Annotated in this window: 26 protein-coding genes and 1 tRNA gene; 10 read left to right on the forward strand and 17 right to left on the reverse strand. The window is 56.6% G+C overall.

Going from position 1 to position 23,918, the window contains the following annotated elements:
• Nucleotides 1–67: 67 nt before the first annotated feature.
• Entirely contained in the window at nt 68–748 is a 681-nt protein-coding gene (locus AAC632_RS08200) for an orotate phosphoribosyltransferase (protein WP_340260911.1), read from the reverse strand.
• A gap of 12 nt (nt 749–760) precedes the next feature.
• Nucleotides 761–1,807: a dihydroorotase gene (gene pyrC / locus AAC632_RS08205; protein WP_340296993.1), complete on the reverse strand. Its 1,047-nt coding sequence runs from the start codon at nt 1,805–1,807 to the stop codon at nt 761–763.
• A 212-nt stretch (nt 1,808–2,019) separates the two neighbouring features.
• Here pyrC and AAC632_RS08210 point away from each other — a divergent pair, with 212 nt between their 5' ends.
• From AAC632_RS08210 to AAC632_RS08240, 7 genes are all read left to right on the forward strand, one after another.
• On the forward strand, nt 2,020–2,943 hold the full coding sequence (locus AAC632_RS08210) for an AAA family ATPase (protein WP_340260909.1): 924 nt from the start codon (nt 2,020–2,022) through the stop codon (nt 2,941–2,943).
• A gap of 6 nt (nt 2,944–2,949) precedes the next feature.
• Nucleotides 2,950–4,218, forward strand: a complete 1,269-nt coding sequence (locus tag AAC632_RS08215; protein WP_340296992.1) for a vWA domain-containing protein — start codon at nt 2,950–2,952, stop codon at nt 4,216–4,218.
• A gap of 21 nt (nt 4,219–4,239) precedes the next feature.
• On the forward strand, nt 4,240–5,217 hold the full coding sequence (locus AAC632_RS08220) for an XdhC family protein (RefSeq protein WP_340296990.1): 978 nt from the start codon (nt 4,240–4,242) through the stop codon (nt 5,215–5,217).
• Complete coding sequence (locus tag AAC632_RS08225) at nt 5,214–6,221, forward strand: molybdopterin-binding protein (protein WP_340296988.1); 1,008 nt, start codon at nt 5,214–5,216, stop codon at nt 6,219–6,221. The genes AAC632_RS08220 and AAC632_RS08225 overlap by 4 nt, the downstream gene beginning before the upstream one ends.
• 107 nt (nt 6,222–6,328) lie before the next feature.
• Nucleotides 6,329–6,814, forward strand: a complete 486-nt coding sequence (locus AAC632_RS08230; RefSeq protein WP_340296986.1) for a (2Fe-2S)-binding protein — start codon at nt 6,329–6,331, stop codon at nt 6,812–6,814.
• Nucleotides 6,815–6,916: 102 nt separating this feature from the next.
• Entirely contained in the window at nt 6,917–9,292 is a 2,376-nt protein-coding gene (locus AAC632_RS08235; RefSeq protein WP_340296984.1) for a xanthine dehydrogenase family protein molybdopterin-binding subunit, read from the forward strand.
• An 87-nt stretch (nt 9,293–9,379) separates the two neighbouring features.
• Nucleotides 9,380–10,168, forward strand: a complete 789-nt coding sequence (locus AAC632_RS08240; protein ID WP_340296982.1) for an FAD binding domain-containing protein — start codon at nt 9,380–9,382, stop codon at nt 10,166–10,168.
• 84 nt (nt 10,169–10,252) lie between these two features.
• Here AAC632_RS08240 and infC read toward each other — a convergent pair whose 3' ends face one another.
• From infC to cysG, 7 genes are all read right to left on the reverse strand, one after another.
• Nucleotides 10,253–10,822: a translation initiation factor IF-3 gene (gene infC, locus AAC632_RS08245; protein WP_445322689.1), complete on the reverse strand. Its 570-nt coding sequence runs from the start codon at nt 10,820–10,822 to the stop codon at nt 10,253–10,255.
• A 66-nt stretch (nt 10,823–10,888) separates the two neighbouring features.
• Nucleotides 10,889–11,668, reverse strand: coding sequence for a ferredoxin--NADP reductase (locus AAC632_RS08250; RefSeq protein WP_340298741.1), 780 nt, complete (start codon nt 11,666–11,668; stop codon nt 10,889–10,891).
• Between the two features lie 126 nt (nt 11,669–11,794).
• The gene (locus AAC632_RS08255; protein ID WP_340296981.1) at nt 11,795–12,184 is read right to left on the reverse strand and encodes a DUF934 domain-containing protein; all 390 of its coding nucleotides are present in this window, start codon (nt 12,182–12,184) and stop codon (nt 11,795–11,797) included.
• Nucleotides 12,185–12,195: 11 nt separating this feature from the next.
• The gene (locus AAC632_RS08260; protein ID WP_340296979.1) at nt 12,196–12,936 is read right to left on the reverse strand and encodes a phosphoadenylyl-sulfate reductase; all 741 of its coding nucleotides are present in this window, start codon (nt 12,934–12,936) and stop codon (nt 12,196–12,198) included.
• Nucleotides 12,923–14,581, reverse strand: coding sequence for a nitrite/sulfite reductase (locus AAC632_RS08265; protein ID WP_340296977.1), 1,659 nt, complete (start codon nt 14,579–14,581; stop codon nt 12,923–12,925). Before AAC632_RS08265 ends, AAC632_RS08260 begins: the two co-directional genes overlap by 14 nt.
• A 5-nt stretch (nt 14,582–14,586) precedes the next feature.
• A complete protein-coding gene (locus tag AAC632_RS08270) occupies nt 14,587–14,889 on the reverse strand; it encodes a DUF2849 domain-containing protein (protein ID WP_340296975.1) in 303 nt (100 codons plus the stop codon).
• Nucleotides 14,886–16,283, reverse strand: a complete 1,398-nt coding sequence (cysG, locus tag AAC632_RS08275) for a siroheme synthase CysG (RefSeq protein WP_340298740.1) — start codon at nt 16,281–16,283, stop codon at nt 14,886–14,888. Before cysG ends, AAC632_RS08270 begins: the two co-directional genes overlap by 4 nt.
• Nucleotides 16,284–16,421: 138 nt before the next feature.
• Here cysG and AAC632_RS08280 point away from each other — a divergent pair, with 138 nt between their 5' ends.
• Both AAC632_RS08280 and AAC632_RS08285 read left to right on the forward strand, forming a co-directional pair.
• Entirely contained in the window at nt 16,422–16,901 is a 480-nt protein-coding gene (locus AAC632_RS08280; protein ID WP_340296973.1) for an Lrp/AsnC family transcriptional regulator, read from the forward strand.
• Entirely contained in the window at nt 16,898–17,722 is an 825-nt protein-coding gene (locus tag AAC632_RS08285) for a heme-dependent oxidative N-demethylase family protein (protein WP_340296971.1), read from the forward strand. The genes AAC632_RS08280 and AAC632_RS08285 overlap by 4 nt, the downstream gene beginning before the upstream one ends.
• Before the next feature lie 3 nt (nt 17,723–17,725).
• Here AAC632_RS08285 and AAC632_RS08290 read toward each other — a convergent pair whose 3' ends face one another.
• The 8 genes from AAC632_RS08290 to AAC632_RS08325 all read right to left on the reverse strand — a co-directional run bounded on the left by AAC632_RS08290 (nt 17,726) and on the right by AAC632_RS08325 (nt 23,242).
• Nucleotides 17,726–18,802 (reverse strand): 2'-deoxycytidine 5'-triphosphate deaminase, encoded by a 1,077-nt coding sequence (locus AAC632_RS08290; protein ID WP_340296969.1) that lies wholly within the window; start codon nt 18,800–18,802, stop codon nt 17,726–17,728.
• Between the two features lie 74 nt (nt 18,803–18,876).
• Nucleotides 18,877–18,953 (reverse strand) — tRNA-Pro (locus tag AAC632_RS08295).
• 73 nt (nt 18,954–19,026) lie between these two features.
• A complete protein-coding gene (locus AAC632_RS08300; RefSeq protein WP_340296967.1) occupies nt 19,027–19,572 on the reverse strand; it encodes a MerR family transcriptional regulator in 546 nt (181 codons plus the stop codon).
• A 12-nt stretch (nt 19,573–19,584) separates the two neighbouring features.
• Nucleotides 19,585–19,890: an integration host factor subunit alpha gene (gene ihfA, locus AAC632_RS08305; protein WP_340296965.1), complete on the reverse strand. Its 306-nt coding sequence runs from the start codon at nt 19,888–19,890 to the stop codon at nt 19,585–19,587.
• A gap of 118 nt (nt 19,891–20,008) precedes the next feature.
• Nucleotides 20,009–20,983 (reverse strand): beta-ketoacyl-ACP synthase III, encoded by a 975-nt coding sequence (locus AAC632_RS08310; protein WP_340296963.1) that lies wholly within the window; start codon nt 20,981–20,983, stop codon nt 20,009–20,011.
• Entirely contained in the window at nt 20,980–22,077 is a 1,098-nt protein-coding gene (plsX, locus tag AAC632_RS08315) for a phosphate acyltransferase PlsX (protein WP_340296961.1), read from the reverse strand. The genes AAC632_RS08310 and plsX overlap by 4 nt, the downstream gene beginning before the upstream one ends.
• Nucleotides 22,078–22,116: 39 nt before the next feature.
• Complete coding sequence (rpmF, locus tag AAC632_RS08320; protein WP_340296959.1) at nt 22,117–22,323, reverse strand: 50S ribosomal protein L32; 207 nt, start codon at nt 22,321–22,323, stop codon at nt 22,117–22,119.
• 271 nt (nt 22,324–22,594) lie between these two features.
• Entirely contained in the window at nt 22,595–23,242 is a 648-nt protein-coding gene (locus AAC632_RS08325) for a YceD family protein (protein WP_340296957.1), read from the reverse strand.
• A 171-nt stretch (nt 23,243–23,413) separates the two neighbouring features.
• Between AAC632_RS08325 and AAC632_RS08330 the strand changes: the two genes are divergently transcribed.
• Nucleotides 23,414–23,908, forward strand: coding sequence for an outer membrane protein assembly factor BamE (locus AAC632_RS08330; RefSeq protein ID WP_340296955.1), 495 nt, complete (start codon nt 23,414–23,416; stop codon nt 23,906–23,908).
• The last annotated feature ends 10 nt before the right edge of the window (nt 23,909–23,918 follow it).

Genomic DNA, 23,918 nt, shown 5'->3' on the forward strand with positions numbered 1-23,918 from the left:
TGCTTGATGGATCGGGCAAATGAGGCCGCGTTAATTCTGGGCCGTTTTTGGGCCTTTGCCTCGGGGCTTAGGCGAATCCCCGCGCGGCGCGCCACCCTTCGGGGTCACGCAGGAAATGTTCGACCTGCTCAAGCGTGTTCGCGTCAAAGTCATTGCCTGCGCGTGCCTCGGCAATCACATCGGCCCAAGTGCATAGCCAATGCAATTCAACCCCGTGCTCCCGCAACCGCGGGATCGTGTCCTCGAAAATGCCGTAATAGAACACAACCGCCGTGTGAGCACAGCTTGCGCCTGTCTCGCGGATTGCATCGACAAAGCTCAGCTTCGAGCCACCATCCGTGGTCAAATCTTCCACCAATAGCACGCGGTCACCCGCATCCATTGCCCCCTCGATACGGGCGTTTTTGCCATACCCTTTGGGCTTTTTGCGCACATAGCTCATGGGGAGGGCCATACGCTCGGCCACGAAGGCGGCAAAAGGAATGCCTGCCGTCTCGCCGCCTGCGATATTGTTAAAGGCCTCAAGCCCCGCATTGCGCATGACTGTGCAGGTCAGAAAATCCATCAATGTGGCGCGCACGCGCGGGAAGGAAATAATCCGCCGACAGTCAATATAAGTGGGCGCACGTTTGCCTGAGGCATGGGTATAGGGCTCGTCCGCGTTGAAATGCACCGCGCCAATATCCAGCAACATCCGTGCTGACATTTTCGCAATCTGCGCCTGATCGGGATAGCTTGTTGGGATCATGGCATGGCTCCTTTATTGGTCGAGAACCCGCCAAAACAGCGGATGGCCTGGGTCAAAGACAGTGACAGGCCCATCTTCTGTCTCGATTTTCGCGGGATAGGTCACAGGGGTGTCTTCCTTGACCAAGGTGATCGTCGTGTCATTCGGGGCCAGACCATAGCGCGCTGGGCCAAATAGCGAGGCGAAGCCCTCAAGTTTATCAAGCGCGCCTTCTTCCTCGAACACATGGGCGAGGCAGGCCATGGTATTGGTTGCGGTGAAACATCCCGCACAGCCACAGGCGCTTTCTTTATTGGGGTCGGTATGGGGTGCGCTGTCTGTGCCAAGGAAGAACCGCGGATTTCCCGAAATTGCGGCTTTGCGAAGCGCTTCTTGATGGGTAGCGCGTTTGGCCACGGGCAGGCAGTAGTAATGCGGCTTGATCCCGCCCACCAAGATATGATTGCGATTAATCATAAGGTGATGCGTTGTGATGGTGGCCGCAATATCGCCGCTCGCATCGCGTACATAGTCAATCCCATCGCTTGTGGTGACATGTTCAAGCGTCACTTTAAGTTCAGGAATATCACGACGCAGCGGATCAAGAACCGTATCTAGGAACACTTTTTCGCGGTCGAAAATATCGACATTATGGCGCGTGACCTCGCCATGGATGCACAAAGGTAGGCCAATCTCTGCCATCCTTTCCAAAACGGCGCGCACATTGCCGATGTCGCGCACGCCTGAAGCGGAATTTGTGGTGGCCCCTGCAGGGTAAAGCTTCACCGCCGTGATCAGCCCCGCCGCATGCGCAGAGGCCAGATCGTTGGGATCTGTGCCTTCGGTTAGGTACAATGTCATCAATGGCGTGAAGGTCATGCCATCGGGCAGGGCCGCCAAAATGCGGTCGCGATAGGCGCGGGCGTCGTCCCCCGTGACCACGGGTGGCACAAGGTTTGGCATGATGATTGCGCGACCAAAATGGCGCGCGGTTTCGGGCAATACGGCGGGCAACATCGCACCATCGCGCAGGTGCAAATGCCAATCATCAGGGCGGCGAAGGGTCAGGGTGTATGTCATGCCCCTTGCGCTACAAAATTCCCGCAGCCTTGCCAAGAGCTAAGCGCGCTATCGGTGGGGGTACATCCTGCTGCTCTAGCTGCTGCTTCTTTTGTGTCGGTAACCTTATGAGATCCTAGCAGCCGAGCAGGGCGAAACAAAAGGATTTTGCACAGGCTTGACCGCAGGCTATTCTCTGGCGTTGATAGGGGCGACACATTGCGGGAGGCAGCATGCGCGGGTCATCACACCAAACGGCAATTCCCCCATCAATTGATGCATTGCGCACAGGGTTAAGCGCTGAAGGTTATATCTGCGGCAAATCGTTAGGCACGGTTGCCTATCTTGCCCTCAGCCTCGGGCGGCCGTTGTTTCTAGAAGGCGAGGCAGGTACAGGGAAAACAGAAATTGCCAAATCTATTGCCGCAATGTTGGGTCGCCGCCTGATCCGTCTGCAATGCTATGAGGGGCTTGATGCGGCCTCTGCCGTCTATGAATGGAATTTTGCCGCACAGATGGTTGCCATCCGCGCAAGCGAGGCAGCGGGTAGTGCAGATCGCGCAAGCTTGACCGCTGACTTGTTCTCGCAAGATTATTTGATCGAACGGCCATTGTTGCAAGCCATGCGCCCTGATCCCGAAGGCGCGCCTGTTTTGCTGATTGACGAGATTGACCGAACAGATGAACCTTTTGAGGCGTTCCTCCTTGAGGCGCTGTCAGATTTTCAGGTAACAATCCCCGAGCTTGGCCAGATCAAAGCCCCAGAGCCGCCCATCGTCATCTTGACATCAAACCGCACCCGCGAGGTGCATGATGCACTAAAACGGCGGTGCCTCTATCATTGGGTCGACTATCCCGACATCACCCGCGAGATGGCGATTTTGCGCGCCCGTGTGCCACAGGCGGCAGATACACTCTCGCGCGAGGTCGTGGCCTTTGTGCAGCGCCTACGCAGCGAAGATCTATTCAAAAAGCCAGGTGTCGCAGAAACAATTGATTGGGCGAAATGTCTGCTTGCGCTTGATGTGATCGAATTATCGCCTGAGGTGATTGCAGATACGCTTGGCGCGATTTTGAAATATCAAGACGATATCGCGCGGCTGCAAGGGTCTGAGGCCAAGCGTATCTTGGACGAAATCCGCGCCGATTTGGGCTAGGGCGCTATGGAATACGCCCCTCTTGACCTGCCCGACAATCCGCAGCTTTTGCGCAACCTTGCGCATTTTGCGCGCGCCTTGCGCGTGGCAGGGCTGCCTGCGGGGTCAGGGCGTGTGATGGATGCGGCGCGCGCCTTGGCCAGTGTCGGTTTTACGGATCGGGATACGTTTTTCTATGCAACGCGTGCCTGTTTTTGCACGCGGCCCGAACATTTGCCAATTTTTGCGCAGATCTTCCGCCTCTATTGGCGAGACCCGCGTTATATGGAGCATATGATGTCCTTGATGCTGCCCGCTATTCGCGGCGTGGCGGAGGAACGCCAAGCCAAACCCGCCGAAAAGCGCGCGGCAGAAAGTCTGCTAGACGGGATCACGCCTGAGGCCCCCGATATAAAAGGCGAAGATCGCCCGCAGGACACGGAAATCAAAATTGACGCAAGCCTGACGATGAGCCGTGAAGAACGCTTGCGCAGCCTTGATTTTGAACAAATGTCCGTGGCTGAAATGGCTGAGGCGCGGCGTATTTTGGCGCGGTTGAGCCTGCCCGTGCCACCGCTGCTGACCCGCCGCTACGCGGCTGATGCCAATGGCACCAAGCCCGATTGGCGCAGAAGCCTGCGCCAAGCCATGCGCTATGGTGGCGAAATGCACGGCTTTGCGCGCAAGGCGCGGCGCGAAAGGATGCCTGCCTTGATTTGTCTTTGCGATATCTCTGGGTCGATGTCAGCCTATAGCCGTGCGGTTTTGCATTTTCTGCACGCGCTCTCAAACGCGAAAGGGGCGGGGTGGTCAAAGGTCTATGGGTTCACCTTTGGAACGCGGCTCACCAATATCACCCGCCACTTGCGCGGGCGCGATGTGGATGCGGCACTGGCCGCTGCGGGGGCGGAGGCACAAGATTGGGAAGGCGGCACGCGCATCGGGTATTGCATCGACCGCTTTAACCGCGATTGGTCGCGCCGTGTCATGGGGCAAGGCGCGATTGTGCTTTTGATCACAGATGGTCTGGATCGGGATGATCCCGAACTGTTATCGAGCGCGATGCAGCGTCTTAGCCTGTCGTCTAAGCGGCTGATTTGGATTAACCCGCTTTTGCGTTGGGAGGGGTTTGCGCCAAAGGCCGCAGGCATTCGTGCCATTTTGCCCCATGTTGATATGTTCCGCGCGGGGCACAATATCGCGGCATTGCAGGGCTTGGCCGAGGCGCTGAATGCGCGCGGGGATTTCAACGAAAAAGCACGGCTTGCGCGGATGCTATCCGATGCGGCAAGCTGAGGTTGAAAAGGAGGGGTCATTATGGAAAATATGCCCGAATTGGCGCTTGAATGGCATCGCGCGGGTCGCGGTGCGGTCTTGGCCTCTGTGGTGGAGACATGGGGCAGCGCGCCGCGCCGTGTGGGCAGCCAATTGGTGGTTGCAGGCGATGGCGAGATGCAAGGCTCCGTATCGGGGGGCTGTGTCGAAGGGGCTGTGGTTCTTGAGGCGCAGGATATGCTTGCCACCCACGCCGCCGCGCCCAAGCTGTTGGAATTTGGGGTTTCTGATGATGCAGCCTTTGCCGTGGGCTTGGCCTGTGGGGGGCGGATCAAAATTCTGCTTCAGCCCATTGGCGGGGCCTTGCCCGAGGCCGTCTTGCGCGATCTCGTTGCGGCCCGTGCGGCCCGCCATGCGGTGGCCTTGATCAGCGATGTCACGGGCGAAGCCCCGCCGCAGGTCGTGGAACGCGCAGAAGCACCCGATCTGAGCGAGGCCTTTGCCAAGGATAAGTCGGGCCTTGATGCCGAGGGCTCGCGCTATATCGCAATCCACAACCCGCCGTTGCGCATGGTCGTTGTGGGGGCGGTGCATATCGCGCAAAGCCTGATCCCAATGGCGCAAATGGCAGGGTATGATGTGACGCTGGTTGATCCGCGCCCCGCCTTTGGCTCGACCGCCCGATTTGAGGCGGTGCGACTGCTCGATGCTTGGCCCGATGAGGCCTTGGATGAAATCGGGCTTGATACTCGCACGGCCGTTGTGACCTTGACCCATGATCCCAAGCTTGATGATCCCGCAATCATGGCCGCGCTGCGGGCCGATGTGTTTTATCTGGGCTGTTTGGGCTCAACGCGCACCCATGCAAAACGGGTGGATCGCCTGACCGAGGCAGGCTTTGGCGCCGAGGCTATTGCGCGCATCCATGCCCCTGTTGGTCTGAATATTGGGGCGATGGGCCCCGCAGAGATTGCAATTTCGATCATGGCGCAAATCACTGAAAGGTTGCGCACATCATGAAGTTTGGGCCGCGTCCTATAGCCGAAGGGATGGGCGCGATCTTGGCCCATTCCGTGTCCGTTGAAGGGGGGGTGATCCGGAAGGGCACGCGCCTTGGGGTAGATCATATCGCCGCGCTGCGGGCCGCGGGGGTGGCCGAGGTGACAGTTGCCGCGATGGAGGCGGGCGATATCGATGAAAACACCGCCGCCGCGCGATTGGCGCATGCATTATGCGGGGCCGATGCAGGCCTTGAGATTGAAGCCGCCTTTACAGGGCGGGTCAATCTGCGCAGTCGCGGCGCGGGCATTGTGTCGGTGGATGCCACAAAAATCGCGGCGGTGAATGCGATTGATCCCCGCATCACAGTGGCAACCCTGCCGCCATGGCAGCGGGTTTCAAAGGGGATGATGGTCGCCACAATCAAGATCATTCCCTATGCCGTGCCAGAGGCCGCGCTCCTAGCCGCGGAAGATGCGGCCCGTGGTGGGGCATTGGCCCATATCGCGCCGCAGATTTCTTCGGCTACCCTGATCCTCACCAGCCATGAGGGGCAAAAGGCGGCCGCGCTTGAGGCAAAATCTATCGCCGCGGTTGAGGCGCGTCTCGCTGCGTTGCACGTTGAACTCAAAGACACCCGCATCTGCCCGCATGACAGAGCCGCGCTTGAGGTTGAGATTGCGCAGGCAAAGACAAGCCTGATCTTAATCCTTACCGCCTCTGCCACATCTGACATCGACGATGTGATGCCTGCTGCGTTGCGAGGCGCGGGGGGGCAGGTGACGCGGTTTGGAATGCCTGTTGATCCAGGCAATCTTTTGGTTTTGGCCGCATTGGCAGAAATCCCTGTCATAGGCTTGCCCGGTTGCGCGCGCAGTCCCGCCTTGAATGGGGCAGATTGGGTGTTGGAGCGGGTCATATGTGGCCATCCGCCGAGCGCCGAAGAAATTGGCGCGATGGGGGTCGGTGGCTTGTTAAAGGAAATTCCCACCCGTCCACAGCCCCGTGATGGACGCGAACGATAGGCCCTTCACGCGGGTTTGAGGAGCAAATTGGCGCGAATGCACTTTTTTTGTTTTGCCATTGGCAAAATCCATGTTTGGATTACAGCAATCGTTCTAGGGAGGATCGAATGACGACGGTCAAACTATCAGTAAATGGAAAGGAAATGTCAGTCGAGGTCGAAGGCCGCACACTTCTTGTTGAGGTGCTGCGCGAAAAACTTGGTCTGACAGGCACCCACGTGGGCTGTGATACCAGCCAGTGTGGGGCTTGTACCGTTCATGTGGACGGCAAATCGATGAAATCATGCTCAGTTCTGGCTATGGATGTCGCGGGCGCAGAGGTTACTACAATCGAAGGCATGGCCAATCCTGATGGCTCGCTCTCGGTGATCCAAGCAGCCTTTAAAGAGCATCATGGCCTGCAATGCGGGTTCTGTACACCTGGTATGGTGATGACTGCAGCCGCTTTGCTGAAAGAAAACCCTAAGCCCACCGAAGGCGAAGTGCGCGCCTATCTTGAAGGCAATATCTGTCGCTGCACGGGCTACCATAACATCGTCAAGGCGATCCTTGCAGCCTCGGGCCAAGATGTCGCTGCGATGGCTGCAGAATAAAGGCCACTCCTTTGGGAGGAGAAGGCCCGAAGGAATGTGATTAAAGCAAAAAGGCGTGCCTCGCAGTTGGGTGGGCGCGACAAACCTAGGGGAGGAATGATTATGCCAAAAGACAGTGGTATCGGGGCCGCGTCGAAGCGGCGAGAAGATTTTAGATTTCTGACTGGTCGCGGAAAATATACAGATGATGTTGCGCTGCAGGGGCAGCTTTATGCGGTTATGGTCCGTTCGGAAGTAGCTCACGGAAAAATTAAAAAGATAGACACTAAAGCTATCTCTGAAATGTCAGGTGTGCGCGCAGTGTTTACTGGCGAAGATTTTTCCGATGTCGGAGGCAACCCCGCCGGTTGGCTGATAAATTCTCGTGATGGCACTCCAATGCGAGAGCCTAAAAGACCAGTCTTGGCGCATGGAAAAGTCCGACATGTAGGTGATGCTTATGCTGCTGTTGTCGCAGAAACTTTGCAGCAAGCTAAGGATGCGGCAGAAAGGCTTGCAGAAAGCGCTGTGATTGAAGAGCTACCTGCCATCATCGATATGGCTGGGGCTATCAGTGACTCTGAAAATCGCGTTCATGATGAGATAGATGACAACCTTTGCTTTGACTGGGGGTGGATAGAAGACAATCGTGAAGTTGTTGATAAAGCCCTAGCATCTTCTCCCCACGTAACAACTTTGCAATTAGTTAATAATCGTCTGGTGCCAAATGCTATGGAGCCTCGATCATCGATTGGAGAATATGATCCCGGGACCGGAGAATACAAACTTACCACAACCAGTCAAAACCCACACCTGACCAGACTTTTAATTTGTGCATTTGTACTGGGTATCCCTGAGCACAAGTTAACGGTAGTTGCACCAGACGTTGGCGGTGGTTTTGGATCTAAAATTTATCACTACGGTGAGGAAGCGCTAGTCTTAGCAGCGGCAAGAAAGCTTGGGCGCCCTGTTCGGTGGACTGCTGATCGCTCGGAAAGCTTTTTATCTGATGCTCATGGGCGTGATCATCTGACTACCATCGAGGTGGGGTCCACGATGGATGGAGAGATATTAGCCATCAGGACTAGCACGCTTGCCAACGTTGGTGCGTACCTGTCGAATTTCTCGACAGTGACGCCGACCTTTTTGCATGGCACCTTGATGGCTGGCCCTTACAAAGTTCCACACGTTTACGTGAACTTGAAGGCCGTCTTTACTAATACGGCGCCTGTAGATGCCTACCGCGGAGCTGGTCGACCTGAAGCTACCTACAGTTTGGAGCGAGCAATAGACAAACTGTCCAGAGAACTTAATTTAGATCCGATTGAGGTACGTAAGAAAAATCTACTCACACCTGATCAATTCCCTTACACCTCACCAGTCGGATTAATCTACGATATCGGAAATTATCAAAATACCTTGGATAAGGCGATAGAGTTAGCAGACCTTAAAAATTTTGAAAATAGGGCTAAAAAGAGCAAGTCCAACGGGAAATTGCGGGGTCTGGGTCTCTCAACTTGGATCGAGGCCTGCGGAATTGCGCCGTCTAATTTAGTGGGGCAACTTGGTGCTAGAGTTGGTCTTTACGATGCCGCAACAGTAAGAGTAAGCGCGACTGGCACTATTCAGGTAATGACTGGCGCACACAGCCATGGCCAGGGGCATGAGACAGCTTTTGCCCAATTGGTTGCTAGCAAATTAGGCGTTGCTGAAGATGCTGTTGAAATAGTCCATGGCGATACCTCGAAAATCCCGTTCGGGATGGGCTCCTACGGATCGCGTTCGCTGGCCGTTTGTGGTTCTGCGATGGATCGCGCGGTGGATAAAATTATTGAGAAAGGCAAAAAAATAGCCGCCCACATGTTGGAAGCTGACGAAATTGACATCAACTTCGAGAACGGCAATTTCACTGTAAAGGGCACAGACAAGAGTAAGTCGTTTGGAGAAGTGGCTTTTTCTGCGTATGTGCCTCACAACTACCCGTTAGAAACGCTTGAACCGGGATTGGAAGAGACGGCGTTCTATGACCCCAATAACTTCACTTATCCGGCGGGAGCATATTTATGTGAGGTTGAAGTCGATCCGGATACTGGAAAAGTTACGATATGCTCTTTTACCTGCGCTGATGATTTTGGAAATGTGATAAATCCGATGATCGTCGATGGGCAGGTACATGGTGGCGTAGCTCAAGGCATTGGGCAGGCCTTAACTGAGCAAACGGTTTACAATCAAGAGGGACAACTTTTAACCGCTTCGTACATGGATTATACGATGCCGCGTGCCGATGATTTGCCGTTTTTAAAAGTTGATCACTCATGCCAGACCCCTTGCACCCATAACCCGTTGGGCGTGAAAGGCTGCGGAGAGGCGGGGGCCATCGGCTCGCCCCCAGCGGTGGTGAATGCGGTTGTCGATGCGTTGAACCGCGGCGGTCATGCCGTGACGCATATTGATATGCCCCTGTCGCCGCACCGCGTTTGGCAAGCGATGCAAGGCTAAAGAAAACAGGCGCGGGTCGGTGCTCTGACCCGCGCACCATAAACGTCAAAGAGGGGCCATGCCCCTTGGAACCAGAGGAAACGGGATATGTATAATTTCGACTTTACCCGCCCAAGCAGCATCAAAGACGCGGTTGCGGCCATTGGCGCAGGCGGTCAGGCGCTCAGTGGCGGGCAGACCCTCATCCCCACGATGAAAGCGCGGCTTGCCATGCCTGAAACCTTGGTCAGCCTCACAGGCATTCAAGAGATGAAGGGCATTTGCACCAATGATGCAAGCCAGATTTGCATCGGCGCGGCAACAACCCATGCAGAGGTCGCACGCGAGGTGGCCAAATCTTATCCTGCGCTGTCTGATCTTGCAGGCCATATCGGGGATCCTGCCGTGCGCAACCGTGGCACAATTGGCGGCAGCCTTGCCAATAACGACCCGTCTGCCTGCTACCCGTCTGCGGTGCTGGGCTCAGGGGCCGTTGTGAAAACCAACAGCCGCGAAATCGCTGCGGATGATTTCTTTCAAGGCATGTTCACCACGGCCCTTGAAGAAGGCGAGATCATCACCGAGGTGAAATTCCCCGTGCCGCAAAAAGCGAATTATCAAAAATTCGTGCAGCCCGCCTCGCGCTTTGCGCTTGTCGGGGTGTTTGTTGCGAAATTCGCAGATGGTGTGCGCGTGGCGGTCACGGGCGCGTCAGGCGAGGGCGTGTTCCGTTGGACGGAGGCCGAAGCGGCACTGTCCAAGGATTTCACCGCAGCTGCGCTTGATGGCGTGGCGGCCCCTTCGGCGGATGGGATGATCTCTGATCTGCACGGCACAGGCGCCTATCGCGCGCATTTGGTCAAAGTGATGACCGCGCGGGCTGTCGCGGCAGCCTGAGGTCAGCACAATCCAAAAAAGTAAGCCCCGCGAAAGCGGGGCTTACTTCGTGCCATGGGCCTGAGGCCCATGACCCCATCCAAATTATTTTGCGGGGCCGATCATCATTACCATTTGGCGACCTTCCAGCTTGGGCATATTCTCGATCTTACCCACGCCTTCAATCTTTTCGGCTACACGTTCCAGCAATTCACGGCCCAATTGTTGGTGCGCCATTTCGCGGCCACGGAAGCGCAGCGTCACCTTCACCTTATCCCCATTCTCAAGGAATTTGATGGCATCGCGCACCTTGCGGTCGAAATCGTGATCATCGGTGCCAGGCCGCATTTTGACCTCTTTGACCTCGATCACCTTTTGCTTTTTGCGGGCTTCGGCTTCACGTTTCTGCTGTTCATATTTGAACTTGCCGAAATCCATGATTTTACAAACGGGCGGTTCAGCATTTGGGGAGATTTCCACCAAATCCAATCCTGCCTCATCTGCCAATTCTATTGCGCGTTCTGGGGTGACCACCCCAATATTCTCGCCCTCTGCGCCAATCAGGCGAACTTCGGGGCAGCGGATACGGTCGTTGACGCGCGGGCCAGTGTCACGGCTGGGCGGCGCGTTGTGGGGTCTGCGGGCTATGGGTTTTGTCCTTCTGTCGTTTTGCAGTTATGATGCATTAACCTACAGGCCCACCAAAGGGCTTTCAAGGGGGCACGTTCTTGGCTGCTGCAATCAGTCAAGAAAGGCCTTTTCTACAACGTAATGCTGTGGGTTGGAATTGGCCCCTTCGACCAAACCATAGCCCTCAAGCATATCTTTGATCTCAAGATTGAAGGCGAGGTTGCCACAGACCATGGCGCGGTCGCATTCGGGGCTGAGGGGCGGAACACCCAAATCCTCGAACACAGTGCCTGCCCGCATCAAATCGGTGATGCGGCCCATCTTGGGGCTCGGTTCGCGGGTGGTGGTGGGGTAGTATCGGATTTTATCCGCGAACCCGTCACCGATCAATTCGCGCAACAGCTCATCTTGTCTGATCTCTTCGATCAGGGTGCGGCCATAATCCAACTCGGCCACTTCGCGGCAGGTATGGGTGATGATGACCTCGTCATAATCTTCATAGGTTTGCGGCTCGCGCAGGAGGCTTGCGAAAGGGGCAAAGCCCGTGCCCGTAGCAAAGAACCAAATCCGCTTTCCAGGCAACAGCGCGTCATGGACCAATGTCCCCACAGGTTTGGGGCGCAGGATGATTTCATCACTCACTTGGATATGTTGTAGCTTTGAGGTCAGGGGGCCGTCTTGCACCTTGATGGAATAGAATTCCAATTCTTCATCCCAGGAGGGGGAAGCAATGGAATAGGCGCGCAAAAGTGGCTTGCCGTTATCGCCCATCAATCCGATCATAACAAATTCGCCAGACCGAAAGCGCAGGCTTGCTGGCCGCGTTACGCGGAAGGAAAACAGCCGATCCGTCCAATGTTTCACAAAGGTCACGCGCTGCGCATCGGGCATGGTGGGGGTGGCTTTGGGGAGGGTCGATGTTGCGTCTGTCACGTCACTTTGGCCTATGGTTCGGAATGGGCACAGCCCTAGCATATGCCCACAGTTGTAAACTTTGATTTATGTCAGGGAAAGGCGCTATTCGCCTCGTAGGCGATTTTGGTAATCATGCGCGCGCCAATCGGCCCGAAACACCCATGCCTCTTGCGGTTGCCTGCGGGCCAGATCAGGGCTGATTTCCACCTCGTCAAACCCTGCGCGCCGCGCCATGGCGTATTGATCCGCAATGACATGACCCGCAGCGCGCAAGCGCCCCGAAAACCCCGCCATGCGCAGGCGTTTGGCCCATGTAAAGCCACGGCCATCGGAAAAGCTGCCAAAGGGAATGCAGATCGCGCTATGGCGTTGCGGTGTCTGTAGGGCCGCGTCAAACCCGGCGGGATCGCTTAATTCGACCATCTCTGCGGGCCGCGCAGCCTCTGGGGTAAAGCCATGATCTGTGACCAGAATATGGGGGGTGGTGTTCATGATATATCCTTTCACGCCACATTGCGGCGGATGATTTTGCCATCCACGAAATGGATGCCGCATTCCTCTTTGTCCTGCCCGCGCCAACGGCCCGAGCGCGGGTCTTCGCCTGCGGCAACGGGGCTCGTGCAGGGGGCGCAGCCAATAGACGGATAGCCCCGCGCCACAAGCGGATGACGGGGCAGGCGGTTATTGGTGATATAGTCCTGCACATCCTCGCGCGCCCAATGGGCCAGCGGGTTGATTTTGATCCTTATCTCGGCCTCATTCTCGAAGAAGTCCAACGCCGCGCGGCTTTGCGCCTGAAAGCGTTTGCGCCCCGTGATCCAAGCGTCAAACGGGGCCAAAGCGTGTTCAAGCGGTTCAGTCTTGCGCTTGGCGCAGCAGGCATCGGAGTTGGTTTTATGCAAATCGCCCTGCGGGTCGCTGGCCGCAATCATCGTGCGGCTGGCGTGAATGCGGCGCACATCCTCAAGGCCCAGATGATCTGCCAAGTCGTTTTGATAGGTTAAGGTTTCGGGAAAGAGCATTTCGGTGTCGATGAACAAAACGGGTGTCGTGCGATCAATCACTGACACCATGTGCAACAACACCACAGACTCCGCCCCAAAGGAGGACACCAAGGCCACGCGCCCGCAATCTGCGTCCCGCAACGCATGCTCAAGCACGGCTGTGGCACCATGTTTGTCATAACGGCGGTTCAGCACAGCCACCCGTTCAGCAACTGTGCCAAAGGGGCTAGGCTGCAACATCTTGCGCGCCCTCCTGCGGATAAAGCGCGGCCTTGAAAGGGTCTAGCCCGACACGGCGATAGGTTGTGATGAAGGGCTCATCCACCCTATCGCGCAAGGTCAAATAGGCGCGCAATAGACGCTCAAGCGCAGGGATCAGCGCATCAGCAGAAAAACCGGGGCCTGCGCGCTCGCCGATTGCGGCGGCCTCGGTGTGATCACCCCCAAGGGTGATTTGATAATTTTCGACCCCTGCACGATCCAAGCCCAAAATCCCGATATGGCCCACATGGTGATGCCCGCAGGCATTGATGCAGCCTGAGATTTTTATTTTCAGCGCGCCAATTTCCTCCTCTAGCCCGATATCACGAAAATGCCTGGCGATTTCCTGCGCAATAGGAATAGAGCGCGCCGTGGCCAAGGCGCAGTAATCCATGCCAGGGCAGGCGATAATATCCGAGATCTTCCCGATATTGGCCGTGGCCAAACCCACAGCCTTCAGCCGCTGATAGAGATCAGGAAGGGCTGCGCGGGGAATATGGGGCAGGATCACGTTTTGCTCGTGGCTGATGCGCAGCTCGTCATGCCCGTAGGTTTCGGCAAGATCGGCCAAGACCTCCATTTGCGCGGCGGTGGCATCACCGGGTGTCGCGCCATGGGATTTCATCGAAACCGTCACAATGGCGTAATCTGGATGGCGGTGTGCCGTTACGTTGCTGTCGATAAAGGCGCGCAAAGCGGGGCTTAGGGTTGGGGCGCCGTTGTCGCCTTTGATAAACTCAGGGGGTACAAAATGGCCCCGAATTTCTGCCAAAAGGCGTTGATCAACCCCTTTGAATGCCGCGCGGCGCGGGATGAATTCCTCTTCGACAAGGCGTTTGATTTCGTCCAAGCCTGTCTCGTGTAGGGTGATCTTGATGCGGGCCTTATATTTATTATCTCGCCGCCCGATCAGGTTATAAACCGCCACAATTGCCTCGATATAGGGCAGAAGATCAGCCTCGGGCATAAACTCTGCCAAAACCTTGCCGATCATAGGCGTGCGGCCTAAGCCGCCCCCGACCAAGACCTGATAGCCAATCTCGCCTTCGCGCGCGACAATGCGCAGACCGATATCATGGGCGGCGGTGACGGCACGGTCATTGGGGCTGCCTGTTACGGCAATTTTGAACTTGCGCGGTAGGAATTGAAATTCGGGATGATCGGTTGACCATTGGCGGATTAATTCCGCCACGGGGCGAGGGTCTGCAATCTCATCTGCAGCGGCCCCTGCAAAATGGTCTGCGGTGACATTGCGCACGGTGTTCCCCGAAGTTTGGATGGCGTGAAGGCCAACTTCGGCCAAAGCGTCCAGAATATCGGGCACATCCTCTAATTTTGGCCAATTGAATTGGATGTTTTGGCGCGTGGTGAAATGGCCATAGCCCTTGTCCCATTGCCGTGCGACCCGCGCCAAGGCGCGCATCTGTGCTGAATTGAGCGTGCCATAGGGGATTGCTACGCGCAGCATATAGGCGTGAAGCTGCAGATATAGCCCGTTCATCAAGCGCAGAGGTTTAAACTCATCCTCGGTCAATTCGCCAGAAAGGCGGCGGGCCACTTGCGCGCGGAATTGCGTGTTGCGGGCGCGCAGGAAATTTTGGTCAAATTCAGTGTAGCGATACATCTGCCTTACCTTTGCGCTTGTTCTTGTTTGCCATGGGGATAGTTTGAGGGGCCGCGCATCCGAAATGCCTCGCGAAAATGCGCAGGCGCGGGCCCTGTTTCGGTTGTAATGGCATCGACCAAATAGGGGCCAACCACCAGATCGCTTTGCGCGAAGGCTGCGGCAAGCGCGGCCTCGGCCGTGGCGCTGTCAGAAAAGACCACCGCATCCGTGATGTCCCGCGCCCATCTTTGGTCGGCCGCCCAATAGACGACATCGCCAAGGCGCAGGTCATTCGCAGTCAGGAATTTGGAATAATCACGGCTCATAAAGCAATCTCCGCTTTTAGAGTGTTGACGGCCGTGCGCGCGGCGCGCGGCGCAAGCCCATATAGGATCACCGCAGGCGCACCTTTGCATTGCGCCTCAATGGCGTGGGCAAGATGTGCAAGATCGGTATCGATGACATGGGTGTCGGCGCGGCTTGCATGTTCGACCACAGTGACGGGTGTGTCGGGGCGTGCGCCATGCATCAAAAGCCGCCCTTGGATAAAACGCGCACCGCGCTTGCCCATATAAATCGCCGCCACCTCGCCACTGCGCGCAAGGCCGCGCCAATCATGTTCGGCAAACCCTGCCACATCATGGCCCGTGAGAAATCGCAGCGCGGAATTGCGCCCCCTTTTCGTCAGGCTTTGCCCGATTTGCGCGGAGGCGGCGCTTGCCGCCGTGATACCTGGAATGATCGACCATGGGATATCAGCATCAGAAAGCGCATCAATCTCATCATCCAAGCGGCCATAGACGCACGGATCGCCCGCCTTAAGGCGCACCACCTTTGCGCCGGCGCGCGCATGTTCCACCATAACGGCAGAAATATCTTCTTGCTTCATCGCAGGGCCAAAACCCGTTTTTCCTGCATCAATCAGCACCGCCTCGCGCCGTGCAAGCTCTAGGATTTGGGGCGAGATCAGGCGGTCGTGGATCACCACCTCGGCCTCATCAAGGGCTTTGCGCGCCTTGAGTGTTAGAAGTTCGGGGTCGCCGGGGCCTGCACCGACCAAAAGCACTTCGCCCATTGGGGGGGTGGCGCTCAGGCTTTCCGTTAGCAGGGTTTCAAGTGCACCCTCAAGACCTGCTTCACCCTCGGCCGCAAAGATCCGTGGCGCGAGTTGATCATAATAGCGTGCCCAAAACCCGCGCCGCGCGGCCCCTTCGGGCAAGGCTTCGACCTGAGGACGAAATGACTTCGCCACACGGGCAAAAATCCCAAGGGCAGGGCTTAACCTCTCCTCCAAGTCACGCTTGATCCGCCGCGCTAAAACGGGCGCCGCGCCCTCGGTGCCGATGGCAATGGTCACGGGGTCACGATCAACGATAGCGGGGGTAATGAATTCGGATGCCTCGAGATTGTCGACCCAATTCACCAATGCCCCATCCGCGCGGGCCAATCGAATGACGCGTACATCTTCGGCATCATCATCATTTGCGGCGTAAAAGAGCGCGGCACAAAACGCATCCCCCGCCGCAAGCGCACGCTTGATCAAGTTGATCTTGCCTGTGGCGGCTAAATCCAAAACCGCAGGGGCAGGGTCAGCTGCAAAAACCCAAATGCGGGCTTGGGTTTTGAGCAGCAAGCGCAGCTTGGCCAAGGCGCATTCGCCGCCGCCCGACACGATCACACGCCGTCCCGCGAGATTAAGGAAGATCGGAAAATGCTGCATGGTCAAAACTCCGCGTTCACTGGGCATTGTATAGAACAATTTCCTGAAAATTGGCAGATACCCCTTGCAGATAGGGAAATATGTTCTGTATTGATGCCGCATAACCCCTCGCTGTTCTGTGGATGAAAGGCTTTGCGAATGGCTGTTCAAATAGACGAGATCGATCGAAAAATCCTTGCAGTGCTGCAAGAGGATGCAAGCCTGTCTTTGGATGAAATCGCGCGCCGTGTTGGTTCGTCCAAGACGCCTGTTTGGACGCGGATTCGCCGCATGAAAGAGGCGGGAATTATCGGGCGGCATACTGTGGAATTGGATGCCGATGCCTTAGGGCTTGAGGCGTGTTTTTTCGTTTTGATCCGCACATCGGAACATGATGCCGAATGGCAAAAGGCGTTTTTGCGCAGCCTCAAATCTCGCCCCGAAGTGTTAGAGGCGCATCGCCTCGCGGGGGAGATTGACTATATTTTAAAGGTTCGGGTGCGTAATGCACGCGCCTATGACGCCTTTTATCAGGCCTTGATTTCAGAGGTGAAAATCTACAACGTCACCGCATTGCTTTCGATGGAGGAGATTAAATCCACCTCCATGTTGCCGTTGGGATTGGCCGAGGTGAAATGATCTCAGACAGGATCTTATCCGACCCTATTCTGCACGACCATCTGCCAAGCGCGCCTTGGATGGCCGAGGCGACCCGCCGCCTGCCAGGGGTGCAACCTGTGCCGATGTCGGATTGGCTGATCCGTGACGAGCGATATGCCGAACAAATGGCCTTGCGCGATCATCTGTTGTCGGCGCATCGTGCGCGGGTGTTTGAATGCCAAACAGGCGTAGAAGCCGCCTGTGCCGAATTGCGCGATCTGGTGGTCGCGCATCTGCCTGATGGCTTTCTGCATCAAGGCCGCGTGACCCTCCGGCCAGATGGGGTGGCGATTGATCTTGATGCCGATCACCCGTTGATCACCGCTGCCCGTCTTGTTCAGGAAGATTTGTGCATCCTCACCCATGATGCCCTGCAGGGCGAGCATCTGCTCAGTGCGGCGGTTTTGTGTTTTCCCGCCAGTTGGACATTGGCTGAAAAGATTGGGCGCCCTTTGAGCGCGATCCATATTCCCGTTGAAAAATACGATGATGTTATGGCCAAGCGCGTGCAGCGCCTGTTTGATATGGTGCGGGCCGATCACCCGCTGTGGCGGCAGAATGCGCTTTTTTATCAAAACCCCGCCCTGTTTCAGCCTGCCTCAGAGGCACAGCCACGCAAAACCCCTGAACGGCGACCAGAATTTTTGCGCTCAGAGCGTCAGGTTATTCTGCGTCTGCCCCTTACAGGGGCGATGGTGTTTTCGATCCACACATGGGTTTTGCCCTTTGGGCAATTAAGCCCTAAACAGGTCGAAGGTTTGGCAGCTCACCCTGTGCATTACGCAGGGCGCTCTGTCTGACGCCTATTTGAAATGCTTGGACAGTTTTAGCCCTTGGCCCTGATAGTTTGAGGCAATCTCACGGCCATAGAGCGTGCTGGGGAGGCTTTCCATCCGTTCATAAACCAAGCGGCCAACCACCTGCCCATGTTCGAGCACAAAGGGGGCTTCGTGGCAGCGCACCTCAAGAACCCCGCGCGCGGGTTGGCCGTGGCCAAAACCTGGATCAAAGAAGCCTGCATAATGAACGCGGAATTCTCCAACCATCGCCAGATAGGGCGACATTTCCGCTGCGCAATCGGGCGGGATTGAGACTTCCTCGCGGCTCACCAGAATATAAAACGCACCGGGATCAAGGATGATACGGCCTTGATCCGTATGGATTTCTTCCCAAAAATCGCGCGCGTCATAGGCGCCGATACGATCGAGATCAATCACGCCCGTATGAGGTTTAGCGCGATAGCCGACAAGGGTGCTATTCTCGCGCTTGAGGTCAACCGAGAACCCCAATCCTTCGTCAATCACAGCTGTCTCGCCTGAGACAAGCGGGCTTTCTGCGTGGCGTGCGCGCAATTCATCATCGCTGAGAACCGCTTGCCCTTGGCGAAAGCGGATTTGATTAAGTCGCGCGCCTGCCCGCACCAGAACCGAGAAACTGCGCGGGCAAATTTCGGCATAAAGCGGCCCGTTATAGCCATGTGCGATGCGGTCAAATTCTGTGCCGCTATCGGTGATCGTGCGCGTCAAAAGGTCAAGACGCCCGGTTGAGCTTTTGGCATTTGCAACGGCGCTGATATCTTGGGGCAGGTTTAAGCCCTCCATCAGGGGCACAACATAAACGCAGCCCTTCTCCAATACGGCGCCTGCGCTGATGTCGATTTTATGCATCTCAAATTCGGCCAGCCGATCTGCGACACGCGCACCCTGGCCTGCAAGAAACGAGGCGCGCACCCGATAGGCCACGGGGCCAAGGCGCAGGTCAAGACTGGCGGGTTGCACTTGGGTTTCCGCAGGTGGGGCAGTGAGCGTGATCTGACCTTCTGCGATCATCGTCTCAATCCGATGATCTGGCAGCACGCCCCGTGTCTGATCTGTCGCCATTGCGAACCCTCCCTTGACCTTTACCCAAGAAAAAACCGCCCCGCCGCAAAGGGCAAGAGCGGTTTTCAAAAATCTGGTCGGGCTAGCAGGACTTGAACCTGCGACCTTCCGTCCCCCAGACGGACGCGCTACCAGGCTGCGCTATAGCCCGAATGGGGTTCTTCTACCGATTTTATGGCGTGGCGCAAGGGCTAGGGCGCAGGAATTTCGACAAAGCGCAGGCTTTACCCATGCGCCGCAGCCATGAGCCCCGCCTGTAGCTTGCGCAGCCGCGCAAGGATTGGGGCGGATTGCGCCTCTGGCAATGATTTCAGCACAGTCTTGCGCGCCTTTAGCGCGGCCAGCCCATCAGCGAGGGGCAGAGGGGTTCCTTGCATCACAGACTGAGCGGGGGCAGGGTGCGGCGTGGGGCTTGGCGTATTTTCATTGGCCGCTTCACGCGCCACCTCTGCAGTGCTTGGGGCAGGTTGCGCCTCGGCTACCATCATATCGGGGTCAAGCTCAGGCGAGCGCGCAGCGACTGCCGCAACCCCGTCTTCGCGCAAAAGGCGCTGAACGCCCCGAATGGTCATGCCTTCATCATGCAGCAACACCTTGATCCCGCCGATCAGGCGCATATCGGCAGGGCGATAATAACGCCGCCCGCCTGCGCGTTTCACAGGTTTGATCTGGGTGAATTTGCTTTCCCAAAACCGCAACACATGGGCCGCGACACCAAGCCAATCGGCGACTTCGCGAATGGTACGAAAGGCATCGGGGGATTTGGCCATCCTGCCCGCCTCTTAGCGTTTCTTATTGCCGTCTGCGACCCGCTCTTTCATCAGATGCGAGGGGCGAAAACTGAGGACACGGCGGGGCGTAATGGGCACTTCTTCGCCCGTTTTCGGGTTGCGACCAATGCGTTCAGATTTGGCGCGCACGCTAAATGTGCCGAAAGACGAGATTTTGACCTGTCCCCCATCGACCAATGCGTCTGACATCAACTCAATTACACGCTCAACAAGGTCGCTGCTTTCATTGCGCGACAAACCCACTTCACGAAATAGGGCTTCGGATAAATTCATCCGCGTCAGGGTCTTATTGCTCATTGCTCATGTCCTCCCGACATTGGCGCAGCGGTATAAGGGTTGTTTTAGCACCGCCACAGCATGAGCAATGCTGCGGCGCGAGTCAATCGCCGTGACGTAAGGGCAAGATTTTAGCGCCTTACCAGCGCAAAACCACCGCACCCCAAGCCAAGCCACCGCCAATCGCTTCGGTAACCAAAAGGTCACCTTTTTTGATCTGGCCGCGCGCGACGCCGACCGACAATGCCAAGGGGATAGATGCGGCTGACGTGTTGCCGTGATCTTGCACGGTCACAATCACCCTATCCATATCGACCCCCATTTTTTGGGCGGTTCGGGTGATAATGCGCAAATTGGCCTGATGCGGCACGATCCAGTCGACATCTTGGGCCGCATTGCCCGAACGCGCGAGCGCAGCATGGGCGGTTTCGGCCAGTTTTTCGACCGCATGGCGGAACACTTCGCGCCCTTCCATCCGCAGATGGCCAGTGGTTTGTGTCTGCGAGACACCGCCATCGACATAAAGCAGATCACGAAATTGACCATCTGAATGCAGATCAACGGCCAAAACGCCCCGATCTGTGGCCGCGCCCGCGCTTTCTTCGGCGCATAACAGAACGGCGCCTGCGCCATCCCCAAACAAAACGCAAGTTCCGCGATCTTCCCAATCTAAAATGCGGCTAAAGGTTTCCGCACCAATCACCAAAATCCGCTTGGCCTGACCAGAGAGGATATAGGCATTGGCGGTAGACAGCGCATAGATAAACCCCGCGCAGACGGCCTGCACATCAAAAGCAAAGCCCTGAGTCATCCCAAGCCCATGCTGCACCATCGTGGCGGTAGAGGGAAAGGTGAGATCTGGGGTTGAGGTGGCAACGATGACGCCATTAACATCGGCCGCAGACAAGCCCGCATCCGCCAAGGCAGCCTCACAGGCCTTGATTGCCATTTGGCTGGTCGTCTCGCCCTCGGCGGCGAAATGACGCCGTTCAATCCCTGTGCGGGCGCGAATCCACTCATCCGAAGTGTCGATTTGCGCTTCGAACTCCGAATTGGGCACAACCCGCTCAGGCAGGTAATGGCCAATTCCAGTTGCGACCGCGCGAAGTGTCATGCCTGTTTCCCTTCCCCATGGACGATCTGATCTGCTGCGGTTTCCGCCTCGGCGATCCGTTTGGTCAACTGATCTGCAAAATCCGCTGCGGCCAATCGTGCCGCCAATTTGATTGCGGCTGCAACCCCTGTTCCATCTGCCGAACCGTGGCTTTTGACCACTGTGCCATTCAGGCCCAAGAACACACCGCCATTTACGCGGCGGGGGTCCATACGTTTTTGCAACCTCTTGAGCGAGCTATAGGCCATCACCGCAACCAAGCGCGACAATATTGAATATTCAAATGCCTCGCGCAGAAATTCGCGGATAAGACGCGCGGTGCCTTCGCCCGTTTTGAGCGCGGCATTGCCTGTGAACCCGTCACAGACGATCACATCGACCTTATCAGAGGGGATATCGCCCCCCTCGACAAAGCCCACGAATTCAAAATCTGCCGCAGGTGCGGCGCGGGCGACAAGGTCATAGGCATCGTGTAATTCGGTGCGGCCCTTATGTTCCTCGGTGCCTACATTCAGGATTCCGACACGCGGGCGGGATTGGTCTAAGCCGCTGCGCGCATAGGCGCTACCCATCAGGGCGTAATGCAACAAATCTTGGGCATCGGCCCGGATATCAGCGCCTACATCCAACATGACGTTAAAGCCAGATGGGTTGCGCGAAGGCCACAAAACACCAATCGCGGGACGGTTCACCCCTGGGATTTTGCGCAACCGCAACATCGACAGCGCCATCAGCGCGCCCGTATTGCCACAAGACACAGCCGCCCGCGCCTCGCCGTTTTCCACGGCCTGAACCGCGCTCCACATCGAGCTGCCTTTGGAGTGGCGCACCACCTGCGAGGGTTTGGCATCCATCGTGACCACATCGTCACAATGGCGAATGTCGCAGCGCCCCTTCAGGTCACCGCGTTTGGCAATCAGCTTGTTCAGGGTTTTGCCATCGCCATGCACGATGAACCGCAGATCAGGGTTCTTGCGGGCAGCTTTGGCCATGCCAGAAACAACAACAAAGGGGCCAAGATCGCCCCCCATTGCATCAATCGATAGCACCGTTCCAGGAACTTGACGCCCAGTCAGAACGGATGTCTCTGTCATGACTTTTAAATCCGCTTGCCTCGGAAAAACGCGCGGCCCTTAGGCCGCGTCATCATCGAGATCAATCTCGTCTGTTTGGGCAATAACCTCGCGGTCATTGTAGCTGCCGCAAGACGGGCAGACGTGGTGGGGGCGTTTCAGCTCACCACAGCTTGGGCATTCATTTGGATTGCCAGCGGTCAACGCGTCATGCGAACGGCGTTGGTTGCGGCGCGAGCGGGTCACTCGGTTCTGGGGGACAGCCATGTCTCAACCTCGGTTTTGTTAGGGGCTTCGCGGTCAAGATTGACCAAACAGGGGCAGCCCATCGTCACGTTTCAAATCTCTGTCACATTTTTTTCACCAAAGGGCAACCTGTGATGCGCCGTTCATGGGGAGATTTGCCCGAAAAACGCGCGCAAAATTGGGATAAAATCCAATTGGCGAATGAGGGCGGGAACATACAAAGATTCTGCACCTATGCAAGCCCTAATAGACCTTTGGGTAAATTCCGCGCGTTTGCGTTTGTTTGCGGTTATTAATCTCTGTTTTTGGCGGGGCTGCCTGTGTTTTTGCTTGCGCCCGCATCGCCACTGTCTGCGGGGGATTGCACCAATTTATCCCGTAATTCTTGCAAAGCAGAAAGTGGGTTTGCGGTTTGGGAGGGCTCAACCTCCGCCTCTACTGGGCCCGCATTGGGGGGGCTTGCGCTGTAAATATGCACCAAATCGGCGGCGTCATCCTCGGCTGCGGCATCTGGTGCGCGCGGATAATCGGGCAGGGCCAATGCCAAGGCTTCGGTCATCACGGCATATAGGTCAATTTTTGCTGGCAATGGCTCGATGCTGTCGTCTTCGGGCATCTCGGCCTCTTCGGCCTCGGGCGCCGTGAAATCTGCGATATAGCGGCGCAACACGTCGGTATCGATCCGCGTCACCACATCCGCCAAACTGACGCTGCAGGCCTGTGTCACTGTTGCGCCCAGTTGCCCCTCAAGGCGCCAATCGCTTTTGCCTTCGGGCATAATTTTGCCTGTAAAGCGCAGTTTGCGCAGCGCACGCAGCTCTAGATCATCTGCAATCTCGCGCAACGCATCCGCATCGGGGGTCAAGGCAAATGTTTTGCCGCCTGCGCGGCGCAGTTCGGCCAATGCCAAAAGATCAGGGCGTGGGCTGGCGTTTGACATGATCTCCCCTCAAGTTTCTGATCAATTTCCCCTCGAAAATGAGGGTCGCGCGATTGCAATGCTTGCTCTGTTGGTCGCTGTAAGTTAAGCCCAAATGAAGATAGACGCCATGCCTGAATGTTTGCGCCTAAGCGCAGAAGGGAAGCTGGCGCTAGGTTGAGGAAGATGGGTATGGCAGAACTTCGGATCAGCACGCAGGCACGCATGGGGCGCAAGCGGGTGCGTGCAGCGGTGATTGCAGTGGCCTTTGGATTGGCTTTGTCTGGCTGCACCGAAAGTTTCCGTGACCATGGCTTTATCCCGCCGCAAGAAGAATTGGATGCCATCACCATCGGTCAGGATACCCGCGACAGCCTCGAGCAAACCCTTGGCCGCCCTGCTGGTGAGGGCGTCATTGGCGAAACCACATGGTTCTATTCGCAATATAGTGTGCGCAGCTATGCATGGTGGGCGCCCGAAATTGTGAGCCGCGATATCGTGGCCGTGTCCTTTGCCGATAACGGCACCGTGTCGAATGTGGAAACCTACACGCTTGCAGATGGTCAGATTGTCGGTATTTCGCGCCGCGTTACGGAAAGCTCGATCCGTGAAGTGTCGATTTTCCGTCAGGTTATGGGTAATTTTGGCCGCATCAATGTGGGTGAGTTGGTCGACGCCAACAATTAATCCTTTGTCT

Origin of the sequence: Roseobacter sp. HKCC-CH-9351 (assembly GCF_037830295.1) — a bacterium.
GTDB lineage: Bacteria > Pseudomonadota > Alphaproteobacteria > Rhodobacterales > Rhodobacteraceae > M30B80.

What these genes read in the sequence shown, in the direction of transcription:
- AAC632_RS08290 (WP_340296969.1), bottom strand. Translation starts at nt 18,802, where the DNA reads ATGGCGACAGATCAGACACGGGGCGTGCTGCCAGATCATCGGATTGAG.
- AAC632_RS08215 (WP_340296992.1), top strand. Translation starts at nt 2,950, where the DNA reads ATGGAATACGCCCCTCTTGACCTGCCCGACAATCCGCAGCTTTTGCGC.
- AAC632_RS08330 (WP_340296955.1), top strand. Translation starts at nt 23,414, where the DNA reads ATGGCAGAACTTCGGATCAGCACGCAGGCACGCATGGGGCGCAAGCGG.
- AAC632_RS08220 (WP_340296990.1), top strand. Translation starts at nt 4,240, where the DNA reads ATGGAAAATATGCCCGAATTGGCGCTTGAATGGCATCGCGCGGGTCGC.
- pyrC (WP_340296993.1), bottom strand. Translation starts at nt 1,807, where the DNA reads ATGACATACACCCTGACCCTTCGCCGCCCTGATGATTGGCATTTGCAC.
- AAC632_RS08285 (WP_340296971.1), top strand. Translation starts at nt 16,898, where the DNA reads ATGATCTCAGACAGGATCTTATCCGACCCTATTCTGCACGACCATCTG.
- AAC632_RS08225 (WP_340296988.1), top strand. Translation starts at nt 5,214, where the DNA reads ATGAAGTTTGGGCCGCGTCCTATAGCCGAAGGGATGGGCGCGATCTTG.
- AAC632_RS08270 (WP_340296975.1), bottom strand. Translation starts at nt 14,889, where the DNA reads ATGAGCCGTGATTATTCCAAATTCCTGACTGCGAATGACCTGCGCCTT.
- AAC632_RS08200 (WP_340260911.1), bottom strand. Translation starts at nt 748, where the DNA reads ATGATCCCAACAAGCTATCCCGATCAGGCGCAGATTGCGAAAATGTCA.
- AAC632_RS08210 (WP_340260909.1), top strand. Translation starts at nt 2,020, where the DNA reads ATGCGCGGGTCATCACACCAAACGGCAATTCCCCCATCAATTGATGCA.
- plsX (WP_340296961.1), bottom strand. Translation starts at nt 22,077, where the DNA reads ATGACAGAGACATCCGTTCTGACTGGGCGTCAAGTTCCTGGAACGGTG.
- AAC632_RS08260 (WP_340296979.1), bottom strand. Translation starts at nt 12,936, where the DNA reads ATGTTGCAGCCTAGCCCCTTTGGCACAGTTGCTGAACGGGTGGCTGTG.
- AAC632_RS08265 (WP_340296977.1), bottom strand. Translation starts at nt 14,581, where the DNA reads ATGTATCGCTACACTGAATTTGACCAAAATTTCCTGCGCGCCCGCAAC.
- AAC632_RS08325 (WP_340296957.1), bottom strand. Translation starts at nt 23,242, where the DNA reads ATGTCAAACGCCAGCCCACGCCCTGATCTTTTGGCATTGGCCGAACTG.
- AAC632_RS08300 (WP_340296967.1), bottom strand. Translation starts at nt 19,572, where the DNA reads ATGGCCAAATCCCCCGATGCCTTTCGTACCATTCGCGAAGTCGCCGAT.
- AAC632_RS08235 (WP_340296984.1), top strand. Translation starts at nt 6,917, where the DNA reads ATGCCAAAAGACAGTGGTATCGGGGCCGCGTCGAAGCGGCGAGAAGAT.
- AAC632_RS08240 (WP_340296982.1), top strand. Translation starts at nt 9,380, where the DNA reads ATGTATAATTTCGACTTTACCCGCCCAAGCAGCATCAAAGACGCGGTT.
- AAC632_RS08280 (WP_340296973.1), top strand. Translation starts at nt 16,422, where the DNA reads ATGGCTGTTCAAATAGACGAGATCGATCGAAAAATCCTTGCAGTGCTG.
- AAC632_RS08250 (WP_340298741.1), bottom strand. Translation starts at nt 11,668, where the DNA reads ATGCCCGATGCGCAGCGCGTGACCTTTGTGAAACATTGGACGGATCGG.
- cysG (WP_340298740.1), bottom strand. Translation starts at nt 16,283, where the DNA reads ATGCAGCATTTTCCGATCTTCCTTAATCTCGCGGGACGGCGTGTGATC.
- rpmF (WP_340296959.1), bottom strand. Translation starts at nt 22,323, where the DNA reads ATGGCTGTCCCCCAGAACCGAGTGACCCGCTCGCGCCGCAACCAACGC.
- AAC632_RS08310 (WP_340296963.1), bottom strand. Translation starts at nt 20,983, where the DNA reads ATGACACTTCGCGCGGTCGCAACTGGAATTGGCCATTACCTGCCTGAG.
- ihfA (WP_340296965.1), bottom strand. Translation starts at nt 19,890, where the DNA reads ATGAGCAATAAGACCCTGACGCGGATGAATTTATCCGAAGCCCTATTT.
- AAC632_RS08230 (WP_340296986.1), top strand. Translation starts at nt 6,329, where the DNA reads ATGACGACGGTCAAACTATCAGTAAATGGAAAGGAAATGTCAGTCGAG.
- AAC632_RS08255 (WP_340296981.1), bottom strand. Translation starts at nt 12,184, where the DNA reads ATGAACACCACCCCCCATATTCTGGTCACAGATCATGGCTTTACCCCA.